Source organism: Pseudomonas agronomica, assembly GCF_025917275.1.
GTDB classification, from domain to species: domain Bacteria; phylum Pseudomonadota; class Gammaproteobacteria; order Pseudomonadales; family Pseudomonadaceae; genus Aquipseudomonas; species Aquipseudomonas agronomica.
Genome location: NZ_JAOSHO010001147.1, coordinates 1 through 257, shown reverse-complemented (window position 1 = coordinate 257; position 257 = coordinate 1). Strand labels below are relative to the sequence as shown.

Sequence of the window (257 nt, the reverse complement as noted above, 5' to 3'; positions counted from 1 at the left end):
CCGATTCGCCAGCAGTCCGCTCAGTTCGACCAGTTGCAGGATGCCCAGGGCGACGTGCCGGCGCGAGCCTTCCAGGTCGAAGGCCAGGTCATTGATCATGGCATTGGCCGAGGCCAGGGTTTCGCTGAGGTTGGCGAGAAGGGCTTCGGTGTCGATGCCGTTGATGAGAGTGAAGAGCTGGCCTGGGTCGGTTTTCGGCGTGCTGGATTTGGGTTTCAGGTAGTAATCGAGGGCGCGGTCTGCTGCCGCTTTGTCGA

Annotated in this window: 1 protein-coding gene; it reads right to left on the bottom strand. The window is 61.5% G+C overall.

The features are described from left to right. A partial coding sequence (locus tag OC610_RS29315) for a DUF6124 family protein (RefSeq protein WP_264433362.1) occupies positions 1-257 on the bottom strand: 257 nt, incomplete at both ends.